At 59.3% G+C, this 10,601-nt stretch carries 11 protein-coding genes; 6 read left to right on the forward strand and 5 right to left on the reverse strand.

The window, feature by feature from the left end:
- The first annotated feature begins 85 nt into the window (after positions 1 to 85).
- From TX23_RS16765 to TX23_RS16780, 4 genes are all read left to right on the forward strand, one after another.
- A complete protein-coding gene (locus TX23_RS16765; protein WP_057703157.1) occupies positions 86 to 1,084 on the forward strand; it encodes a bile acid:sodium symporter family protein in 999 nt (332 codons plus the stop codon).
- An 86-nt stretch (positions 1,085 to 1,170) separates the two neighbouring features.
- Complete coding sequence (locus TX23_RS16770; RefSeq protein WP_057703158.1) at positions 1,171 to 1,533, forward strand: type 1 fimbrial protein; 363 nt, start codon at positions 1,171 to 1,173, stop codon at positions 1,531 to 1,533.
- Positions 1,534 to 1,645: 112 nt separating this feature from the next.
- Entirely contained in the window at positions 1,646 to 2,833 is a 1,188-nt protein-coding gene (locus TX23_RS16775; RefSeq protein ID WP_057703159.1) for a sugar transporter, read from the forward strand.
- A 22-nt stretch (positions 2,834 to 2,855) separates the two neighbouring features.
- Positions 2,856 to 3,416, forward strand: a complete 561-nt coding sequence (locus tag TX23_RS16780; protein WP_057703160.1) for a hypothetical protein — start codon at positions 2,856 to 2,858, stop codon at positions 3,414 to 3,416.
- Between the two features lie 63 nt (positions 3,417 to 3,479).
- Here TX23_RS16780 and TX23_RS16785 read toward each other — a convergent pair whose 3' ends face one another.
- From TX23_RS16785 to TX23_RS16805, 5 genes are all read right to left on the reverse strand, one after another.
- Positions 3,480 to 3,737 carry a hypothetical protein gene (locus tag TX23_RS16785; RefSeq protein ID WP_032897892.1) on the reverse strand — a complete coding sequence of 86 codons (258 nt, stop codon included), beginning with the start codon at positions 3,735 to 3,737 and terminating at the stop codon, positions 3,480 to 3,482.
- Positions 3,738 to 4,102: 365 nt separating this feature from the next.
- The gene (locus TX23_RS16790) at positions 4,103 to 5,302 is read right to left on the reverse strand and encodes an NAD(P)/FAD-dependent oxidoreductase (RefSeq protein ID WP_057703161.1); all 1,200 of its coding nucleotides are present in this window, start codon (positions 5,300 to 5,302) and stop codon (positions 4,103 to 4,105) included.
- A 112-nt stretch (positions 5,303 to 5,414) separates the two neighbouring features.
- Positions 5,415 to 6,410, reverse strand: a complete 996-nt coding sequence (locus TX23_RS16795) for a GlxA family transcriptional regulator (RefSeq protein WP_057703162.1) — start codon at positions 6,408 to 6,410, stop codon at positions 5,415 to 5,417.
- Positions 6,407 to 7,330, reverse strand: coding sequence for a transaldolase (gene tal, locus TX23_RS16800; RefSeq protein ID WP_057703163.1), 924 nt, complete (start codon positions 7,328 to 7,330; stop codon positions 6,407 to 6,409). The genes TX23_RS16795 and tal overlap by 4 nt, the downstream gene beginning before the upstream one ends.
- A gap of 602 nt (positions 7,331 to 7,932) precedes the next feature.
- On the reverse strand, positions 7,933 to 8,184 hold the full coding sequence (locus tag TX23_RS16805) for a DUF6124 family protein (protein WP_057703164.1): 252 nt from the start codon (positions 8,182 to 8,184) through the stop codon (positions 7,933 to 7,935).
- A gap of 552 nt (positions 8,185 to 8,736) precedes the next feature.
- On the opposite strand from TX23_RS16805, the gene TX23_RS16810 reads away from it, so the two are divergent.
- Positions 8,737 to 10,155 (forward strand): PAAR domain-containing protein, encoded by a 1,419-nt coding sequence (locus TX23_RS16810; RefSeq protein WP_057703165.1) that lies wholly within the window; start codon positions 8,737 to 8,739, stop codon positions 10,153 to 10,155.
- On the forward strand, positions 10,152 to 10,541 hold the full coding sequence (locus TX23_RS16815; protein ID WP_057703166.1) for a hypothetical protein: 390 nt from the start codon (positions 10,152 to 10,154) through the stop codon (positions 10,539 to 10,541). Before TX23_RS16810 ends, TX23_RS16815 begins: the two co-directional genes overlap by 4 nt.
- The last annotated feature ends 60 nt before the right edge of the window (positions 10,542 to 10,601 follow it).

Consider the following 10,601-nt stretch of genomic DNA (forward strand, 5'->3'; position numbering starts at 1 on the left):
TTAGTGGCTCATTGGCGTTAGTCGGTAAAGGATCGTTACGTTAGAGTCGCCGGAACGCTCTTGGCAACCCCTGGAAGATTTGCTTATGACCCGCCCGCGCTTTCTGCCCGACAACTTCACCCTGACCCTTATCGCCACGGTGATCCTCGCCTCATTGCTGCCGGCCAGCGGCCAGACCGCCGTGGCCTTTGGTTGGGTCACCAACCTGGCCATCGCGCTGCTGTTTTTTCTGCACGGCGCCAAGCTGTCGCGCCAGGCTATCGTCGCCGGCGCCGGCCACTGGCGTTTGCACTTGCTGGTATTCAGCCTGACCTTCGTACTGTTTCCATTGTTGGGCCTGGCGCTCAAGCCGGTGCTGTCGCCGCTGATCGGTACAGAGCTTTACATGGGCATGCTCTATCTCTGCGCGTTGCCGGCCACTGTGCAATCGGCGATTGCCTTCACGTCCCTGGCTCGCGGCAATATTCCTGCGGCGATTTGCAGTGCGGCGGCGTCCAGCTTGTTCGGTATCTTCCTGACCCCGCTGCTGGTAACGCTGCTGCTGAACGTACATGGGGAGGGCGGTTCCACCGTCGATGCGATCCTGAAGATCAGCGTGCAGTTGCTGCTGCCATTCATCGCCGGGCAAATTGCGCGGCGCTGGATCGGCGACTGGGTCGGACGCAATAAAGCCTGGCTGAAATTTGTCGACCAGGGCTCGATTCTACTGGTGGTCTACGGCGCATTCAGCGAAGCGGTCAATGAGGGCATCTGGCATCAAATCCCGCTGTGGGAATTGGGCGGGTTGGTGGTGGCGTGCTGCGTGTTGCTGGCCCTGGTGTTGGTGGCGTCTACGCTGCTGGGCAAGGCGTTTGGTTTTAACCAGGAAGATCGCATCACCATTCTGTTCTGCGGCTCGAAGAAAAGCCTGGCCACCGGCGTGCCGATGGCGCAGGTGCTGTTCGCCGGGGCGAGCATGGGCGTGTTGATTTTGCCGTTGATGCTGTTTCATCAGATCCAGTTGATGGTGTGCGCGGCATTGGCGCAGCGCTATGCCCAGCGCCCGGAAACCATCCCCGAGTTGATGGGGCAGGTGGATCCGTGATCCACCTCTCATTCCCAGGCAAATAAACTCAAGTTAACGACCACGCCGACGATTCACTTCTTACTAACCCAAGAAGGAGTGTCGGCATGAACGTTCGTCGTGTTTCGGTAATGACTGGCCTCCTGTGCCTATGGGCAAGCGCCTGCGGCGCTGCAGAGACCGCGGGGCAGGGCACCATCCGGTTCAGTGGTGCCATTGTCGAGTCAGGCTGTGCGACAAATGCGCACAGCGGTTCGGTGATGGAACTGCGCGGCTGTGCCAACGTCAGTCGCGGCAGCCGCTTCGAGGTGCGCAATGTGGCGCCGGTGGCCAGCGTCAATGCGGCCCATGTGCGGCTGGTGGCAGACAGCGGCGAGGGGCGCTATTACGACCAGCGCTATCTGCTGGTAGACAACGCCGGCAAGGCTATTCAGTCCGGCAACTACATCATTACCATGACGTCGCCATAAACCTTCAGCCGACGATCCGCATCAACAGCCGGCCGAGAAACCTATAGAATGCTCGGCGGCGGCGCTTGTCCTGGGTGGCCGTTTGATCACCGTCAGAGTACCGCGCCCGTCAATGAGCCTTTCAGCCGCAACCCCCCAAGCCAATTGGCAACCGGTCATCGCTCTTGCGCTGGCCGCGTTTGTGTTCAATACCACCGAATTTGTCCCCGTCGGGCTGCTCAGCGCCATTGGCGCCAGCTTCGACATGCCCGTGGCCAGCGTCGGCCTGATGCTCACCATCTATGCGTGGATCGTGTCGCTGACCTCTCTGCCGGTGATGCTGCTGACCCGCAACGTCGAGCGCCGCAAGCTGCTGATCGTATTGTTCGGTCTGTTTATCGCCAGCCATATCCTCTCCAGCGTCGCCACCAGCTTCGGCCTGCTGATGGTCAGTCGGGTCGGCATCGCCCTGGCCCATGCGTTGTTCTGGTCGATCACGGCTTCACTGGCTGTGCGCCTGGCGCCAGAGGGCAAGCAAGTGCAGGCCCTTGGCTTGCTGGCCACCGGCACGTCCCTGGCGATGGTGTTGGGCATTCCCTTGGGCCGTCTGTTGGGCGAGGCCATGGGCTGGCGTACCACCTTTCTGGTGATCGCCGCCTTCGCCGCCGCCCTGGTGTTCTGGCTGGGGCGCACCTTGCCGCTGCTGCCCAGCCAGAACTCCGGCTCCCTGCGCAGCCTGCCGTTGCTGTTCAAGCGCCCGGCGCTGGTGGCGCTCTACGTGCTGACCGCAATGACCGTCACTGCGCAGTTCACCGCCTACAGCTACATCGAACCCTTCGTCGAAGGCGTCGCCGGGCTGGGCGGCAGTGCCGTGACCCTGATCCTGTTGGTGTTCGGCGGTGCCGGCATCATCGGCTCGCTGTTGTTCAGCCTGGTGCACCGCTTCAACCCGCACCTGTTCGTAATCGGCGCCGTGTTCATCCTCGCCGCGTGCCTGGCGCTGATGCTGCCGTTGAGCGGCGCCGAATCCTACCTGGTGGTGTTGAGCATTTTCTGGGGCATGGCGATCATGGGCTTTGGCCTGGCCATGCAGTCCAAGGTGCTGGTGCTGGCACCGGACGCCACCGATGTGGCCATGGCGATGTTTTCCGGGATCTACAACATCGGCATCGGCGGTGGTGCGTTGATGGGCAGTTGGGTCGGCAGCCACTTCGGCTTCGCCTGGATCGGCGCGGCGGGTGGGTTGCTGGCAGGGTTGGCCTTGGTGGGGTATTGCCTGGCGATTCGGCGGTTTGGGCAGGGTGTGCCGCTTAACAAATGAATTTCACAGGGATTGGTGATTGATGAAGTACTTGATCGTTGCATGTGTTCTGTTAGGGCTCAGTGGTTGCGTTACCAACCAGTTGCACTTCGCGGCGTACTCGACGGAGGCCGAGTTGGCGGCAATCAAAAGTAGTGTTGTACAGGCCGACATCGTGCAAGTGACTGGCGCTGAAAAGTGTACGCGCTGCAAGGAGTCGAGCAAGCTTGTTTGGCATGCTGCCAATTACAAAGTCGGCCTTTACGAGGGGTTCGCCAACGTTCCTGTTGACGACTGGACCGATTTCACCAAGCGTGCGGTGGGCGTTTCTCCCTCTTCGACACTCAAAACCAGCGTCGAGATCGACAGAGTCTTCGTCAAGACTTGGAACTCTCCTGACTATTACGCCTGTGAGGTTAGCCTGACGGTGGATATTGCCGGCACGAAATATGCCGGGCATTCCCGGCTCAAATTGAAGCAGGCGGGGCAAAGCTTGATAGGTGACAAGCTTGCTGCCCTTAACGCGCAGGTATTGGATACTGTAGGCCTGACAGTTAAAGCAGCATATATGAATGCTTTGGCCAACTATCACAAGGTACGCTGAATAAATGCGGCTTTGCTGATTTGCTGAGTTTATAGAGGGCGACCAAAGGTCGCCTGTTTTCGGTTACGACATCCTTGCCCTTAGCCTACGCCCGATCACATCCAGTAAATCGCAGCCGTCCCGCAATGGAATACTCAACAGCAACGCGAAGTCCTGCAGCACCACGGTATCGCTGCTGATTTCATCGCGAAGTGCCAGGTTTTCCAGAACTTGAGTGACTGCCCGAATACGAAAAACTGCTGCGTCATGCAAAGCATCAAGCGGCGCCTGAGTATCGATTAGCAGTGTAGGTATGGTGCAATCGGGGCCCGTTATGGGCATATACCGATCAGATGAGGTCATGGTTCTTGCTCCTATATCTAAGTGAGCCGTCACCTTCTGCCGCCAAGCAGAATTAGGGTGGCGGATTACGCAAGGTTGGCGGACCGGGGATATAGGACCCGGCACTTCCGAAGAAGTCCCTGCGCAACCCGCCATTGCACGAAATCACGGGCGCAAAAAAAGCGCCTGCAATCGTGTTGGGGGCGCCGTTGCGCCTATATCTGGTCGGACCGCCAAGTCCAATCGCAGCACTTGCTGCGAGTTGAAAGAGTAGCCTGCGCGATGCTCCATCGCAACCGGGAAGTGGATGACATCAAAAAAATGGATCGTTCACATCCTGTCATTGTAGTGAGCAACGCGAAGTTCTACGCCACCGGGATCAACGGATCCGCCGCCGCCAACGCCACCTTTCTATCCGCAGCCGGTGGGTAGATCCACACGCTATTGATCTGCTGTTTGAGTTCCTTGGCTTCCTGGCCCACCAGCTTAAGCTGACGGTCCCAGCCTTCGGTGTACACCGCGCCCCAAGCGCCGAGGTCGAGGCAGGTGACGTATTTGGGTTGGCTGTAGGTCATGGGGGCCACGCCGATCAGATCGGCGGCGACGTTGTTACCAGCGTAGCGGCCCAGGGCGATGGCGTGCTGGCAGGACATGGCAGCGAAGTTGCCCAGCTCGTCGGTGGCGGCGTAGGCCACGTCCCCGGCGGCGTAAACGGCAGGTTGGCCTTTGACTCTGAGGCTGGCGTCCACATGCAGGCGGCCCTGAGGATCGCGGGTGCCATCGACTTGCTCGGTCAACGGGTTGGCGCGAAAACCAATGGTCCAGATCACGGTGCTGGACTCAATCCGCTGCCCATCCGCCAGGGTCACACCGCCGGCATCCACTGAGGCAACCGAGGTGTTCAGTACCCATTCAAGCCCGAGCGCCTGGCTGGCTTCGATGATCGCCGGGCGAATGCCATCCCCCATCGACGCCGCTATCTGCGGGCCGCGGTCCACCACAATCACGCGGATATTGGCAGAACCCCCCAGCGCCGCACGCAGTCGCGCGGGCATTTCGGTGGCGGTCTCGATCCCGGTAAAACCACCGCCGGCAACCACCACGGTGTTGCGCGCCGGGCTGTCGGGCAGGTTTTTCAGGGCCTTGATATGCGCTTCAAGTCGCGTGGCGTCTTCGATCTGGTCCACGTCGAATACGTGCTGGATACCGTCCATGCTTGGGCGATTCAAGCGGCTGCCGGCAGCAAGCACCAAGCGGTCGTAGGTGAGGGTCGCCGGAGTGCCCGCCGCGTTGCGGTAGGTCACTTGCCTGGCGTTGGTGTCGATGCTGTCGGCAGCGCCTTGTACAAAGGTTACGCCCACTGCGTCGAACAGCGCATCAAGCGGGGCCAGCATGGTATGCACATCGGGCTCGTAGAACCGCGGGCGGATACGCAGCTCCGCTTGGGGGGCGAGCAGGCTGATGCGCACATCGTTGCGGTCGTGTTTATCCAGTAGCCGAGCCGCGCTCAAGGCGCTCCACACGCCACCGAACCCGGCGCCAATGATCAGAATGTGTTGTTTCATGGGGTTGCTCCAGAGACCAGATAAGCCGCAAGGCATTGCCGGATCACTGTAAAAGCACTGTTGTTTGTCAGAAAGGACAGAAAACCCTGAATCACTGCCACTTCTCATCGGCCTAGCGAGAAAAGCGCTCGCGGTAGTCGCGTGGTGCGATGGCCAGATGCCGGTGGAAGGTGCCGCGCATACGCTCTTCGTCGCCAAACCCGCACAGACGGGCGATCTGGTCGATGCTGCGTTGGGAGTCTTCAAGCATCCGCCGCGCCGCTTCCATGCGAAACAATTCGATGGCCTTGGCCGGGGTGCGACCGGTTTTTTGTTTATAGACCCGCGCAAAGTTGCGTGGGCTCATATGGCTCTGCGCGGCCAGGCGTTCCACGCTGAGGTCGCTGTCGCGCAGGTTGTCGCTGATCCACACGTGCAGGGCATCGAAGCCGGCGCTGTCGGCGGTTTGCGCTTGCAGCACCTGGCTGAACTGCGCCTGGCCGCCGGGTCGCTTGAGGAACACCACCAATTCGCGCGCCACTTGCAGCGCTACCTCGCGGCCGCAATCGGCTTCCACCAGTGCGAGGGCCAGGTCTATCCCGGCACTCACGCCGGCGGAGGTCCACACCGTGCCTTGCTGCACGAATATCGCGTCCACATCCACTTCGATGGTCGGGAAGCGTTGTCTGAGCAGCTCGCACATGGCCCAATGCGTCGCCGCGCGGCGCCCCTCAAGCAAGCCTGCCTGCGCCAGTAAAAAGGTACCGCTGCATACCGAGGCGGTACGTCGAGCCTGGCCGGAGGCGTTGCGCAGCCAGGCCACCAGCGCAGTATTATCCGCCATGGCTTGCTCAATGGCGGGCGCGCCGGGTACCACCAGCGTATCGATGGCGCCAGGGTCTAATTGTGCCAGCGCCACCGTGTCGACGCTCAAGCCTTCAGCGGTCGGCATCAGGCCACCCGCCAGGCTGGCATTGTGCACCACGTAGCCTTGTAAACCGCGTTCGGCCATGGCCTTGGTCGCGGCCCAGAACACCGTTTGCGCACCGGTCAGATCGAGCAAGCCCATTTGTGGGTAAGCCAGAAACACCAGCGTGCGGGGTTGGCCCAGCGGTTTGATAGCGGTCATGCGCCGGCCAGCAGTTTTTCCAGTTTTTCCTGATCCCGCGCGAACTGCCGAATCCCTTCCGCCAGCTTTTCGGTTGCCATCGCATCTTCGTTCGAGGCCCAGCGAAATTGCGCTTCGGTCAAGCTTTGGCGCGCTTCGCCATGGGTGCCCGGCACCAGCTTGCGCTCCAGCGGGCCGTTGTCTTCGGCGAGCTTTTGCAGGAGGTCGGGGCTGATGGTCAGGCGGTCACAGCCGGCCAGTTGTTCGATCTGGCTCAAGGTGCGAAAGCTGGCGCCCATGACCACGGTGGGGATCTGGTTGGTCTTGTAGTAGTTGTAGATTCGCGTCACCGACTGCACGCCCGGGTCATCCACGCCGGTGTAGTCCAGGCCGGTATTTTTGCGATACCAGTCGTAAATGCGGCCCACGAAGGGCGAGATCAAAAACACCCCGGCATCGGCGCAGGCCACGGCCTGGGCGAAGGAGAACAGCAGCGTGAGGTTGGTCTGGATACCGGATTTTTCCAGGCGTTCGGCAGTGCGGATGCCTTCCCAGGTCGAGGCCAGTTTGATCAGCACGCGGTCGCGGCTGACACCGGCCTGGTCGTACAGGGCGATCAACTGATTGGCCTTGGCCCACAACGCGTCTTCGTCGAAGGACAGGCGCGCATCGACTTCAGTGGAAATACGCCCCGGGATCACCTTGAGAATGCCCGCACCCACCGCCACAGCGAAGTGGTCGCAGGCCAGGTCCACATCCCCTTTGGACAAGGACACGGCATTGCGCAGCAGCTCGGCGTATTCCGGGATGGCGGCGGCCTTGAGCAGCAGCGACGGGTTGGTGGTGGCGTCCACCGGGCGCAGGCGGCTGATGGCGTCGAGGTCGCCGGTGTCGCAGACCACGGTGGTGAATTGCTTGAGTTGTTCGAGCTTGGATGTCATGAGCGGCGGCCTCCAGGAAAGTGGCAAGGACTGCTTTTGTACCACTTCCCGCCCGTCTTGTTTACCTGGGTTGCCAGGTCTGTAGCGACTTGGGCAGCAAATGCATCGGCCTGTGGGAGGGGGCTTGCCCCCGATGGCGGCCTGACAGCCGACCAGGATGCTGGACTTTGATCGAGTGCATATCCGTTATTTAGGTAGCGGCTGATATTGGTTCCGCTTTTACAGCGGGTCACTTTTGAAAAGCGCAAAAGTAAGCAAAACGCTCTTGCCCCACCACTCGGCACCTCGCCTGGGCTCGGTGTGCCCGTAATCCGCCATGGATTTGGGGGGCCGCCGCCACGCGCCATCCATGGCGCGGGGCGGCTAAACCGGCATCCCTGCCGGTTTACCCCCCAAATCCCTGTCGAATTCCGGCCAGCGTGGTTTGACGGGGCGCCTAAGATCAAGATCAAAAACAGATCAAGAGCAAGAGCGGCTCGCTTCGCATCGTGGTTACGGTTGGCAGTGGCTACAAAAGTTGTGTGGATACCCATGCCTTGATGACGGTGGGTCAGATATGGATTGACTGACCCAACGCTATCGGGAGCGCTCTCTCGCAGGAGTTATGGGGTGTTGGTGGGTTTGGGTTGCAGGCAATCCAGTGCGCGGTCGGCGAGGGTGCGGGCCATATCGATCAAGTGGGCGGTGGAGCAGGCCATGTCACGTTGGCTGCCTTCGAGGCCCTCGGCGGTTTCGGTGGCGGTGGTGGCGGCGCAGCGCAGCAGCGAAGAAATGCTGGCGATGGCGTCTTCGAAGCTCAGGTCTTCGTGGGCAACAAACACGGGATAGGGTGGATCAGGGACGATTTTGCTCATGGGTGAAGCTCCTGCTTGGATTGGGAGCCATTCTTTTGCCGATCTCACACGTCAAAAGGTGGCAGCTATGTGCGGGGTGAGATACCGGAAAGCAGGACCCGGCCAGACCGAAGTCTGCCCGCACATAGCCGCCATAGACGGTTGTAGCGCATGACGCCTGCTGATACACGGGATCTCACACCCGATCGCTGATAGGCAGCGACGAAGCGAAGGCTAGCCAGCGGGTTGAGCAGGCGCAAGGCCGAAAGATTGTCTAGGAAACGTCCTGCAAATTAAAGGGATATGGATTGCTGGCCTTTAACAATGCATGTCGAGCAGGCGATGCCGATATGGGAAGTGGTTACTGAGTGAGGCTGTCAGCGATCTATCGGATTTATACGACGAAAACCTCGGAATCGTCTGACTTTACCCTAAGGAAATCCCTCTCCAAAGTTTGGCTTTCTACTGGCTTTCCCTTACTCGTTGATCTCGATTGAAATGCGTCACGCGTCAGTTTTCTTATCGAAACGAGCAGGGAAGTACGGCCAAAAAGCAGGGGCAAGAGGCAAAACAATGAGCGTAGGTTATTTCATCCGCCAAGGTGACAAAACCAGTTGCGGCGGCCAAGTACTGGACGGAGATCACAGGACCCATATGCATGGCAGTCTTCGTGCGTGCGAAGGTGACCCAGTCACCTGTGGCAAGGATGGGCAAACGTATAAGATCCTTGGCGGTATTTCCTTCATGCAAAGCAATGGCCGGCTTATTGCCGGTACGTTGGACAGCTACAGCGGCTGTCCCTGTAAAGCCGAGCTGATTCCTTCGGTGTTACTCGGCAAGTACCACGGCAGAGGTGGCTCCGTTGCGCGCGCCAACGGACAAACCGTTGAGCCGGTCCAGCCAGCGCCCCAATGGTCAGCCCCTTCTCAACGCACTGCCACCGCGCCAAGTTATTCGCCCCGGTCCGCATTTGGCGCATTTAAAGCTCTCTCAGGCGAGGAGCCAGGTTTCTATATCGTCCCCAAAAGCATGACCCGCGAGGCGCTGGAGGCGACACTTTTTTCGACGCTCGACCCGGCTGTAATGCGCAAGTTTCAATCACTGAATCCCAATACCGGCAACGTCAAAGCCGGCTCGATGATCGTGCTCAGCGATCCGAACAACACCTCCTGCACCTATCAGGAAGCGCAACTGATGCATGCTGCACAACAAGTCAGCGCATCTCTGGATTCACTGACGCCGGACGAGGCCGACTTTCTGTATCGCCACGGTGCCGAGATCGCAGGTTTCATCGGCCATACCTCAACCTGGCTTGGCGTCAGTGCTGTGGTGATGGAAAAGCATCTGAGCAATCTGCGCGATACTCTCCAAGCCATGGAGCGGTTGCATCAGGAAAACTATCGGCAGCACGGCCACCTTAGGTCGCCGCAGTTCTTTGCTGATCGCCAGCGGTTGATGAGTCAGTTGGATGCTCATTTGCTCAACTCCACGCGCCTGCGCGGCCAGACAACCCTGGGCGATCACCCGAAGTTGAAAGCAGCCCTGGGTATTTCCAGCCGTAGCCTGGTGCATCACTGGGACAAGGCGGGTGGGCCGGGGCAGATTCGGGGGTATGCCGCTCATGTTGAGGCGGTCAGTCGTGCCACGAAGTATATGAAGGCTGGGGGGTACATCGGGATTGCTCTTGGCGGGATATCTTCACTTTTGGCTATTCAGCAGGTGTGTAATGGAGATACTGGGGCAGCGTGTGAAAAGGTTAAGTTTACCGAAGGAGGAAAATTCGCGGGGTCTACTGCAGTAGGTGCTGCAAGCGGGTTGGCAGCGAGTTATGCCAGTACTGCGATCTGCATTGCGCTTGGCGTCACAACAGGGACCGGTGGTGTTATATGTATCGCCGCTGTTGTAGGCGCGGGCACGTGGGTGGGCACGACTTACGGTGGTAAAACGGGTGAGTACATAGGTGAAAAAATTTATGGGGCCAGACAACCATGACCAGTATTGATACTTGGCCTCTCTGGATCGCAATGATGGTTACAGGAGGACCAATTTTGCTAGCTGTTGCTGGCATTACTTTTAGTCTTTATCTGAGTCGTCGGCACTTGGGCTCTATGAGGGAGGCACTGAAGAACAGTCGTTTTATTTATATCTGGGGGACGAGCCTGGGTAAGCGAGGGGTAATCTGGTCGCTTTGGGAAATATCCAAAATTGCCGGAATGGTGACGATGCCGAACGCGTCTATCCGTATCGGAGAACTGGACCCTGTCGATCTAAAAAATTTCCCCCCTTACCTAAAGCGTCTGTTGACCATCAATATGATGATGTTGATCGGTTCGGTCGCTTGGTCAGTAGTTGCAGCCTTGCTGGTGAAACTCCGGTAGGTTGAAGACTCTCGAGCAAAAACGGGAACCCTCCCACCCGACACTTGTCCCCGCTTCCCA

This window comes from Pseudomonas paralactis, from assembly GCF_001439735.1.
Taxonomy (GTDB): Bacteria; Pseudomonadota; Gammaproteobacteria; order Pseudomonadales; family Pseudomonadaceae; genus Aquipseudomonas; species Aquipseudomonas paralactis.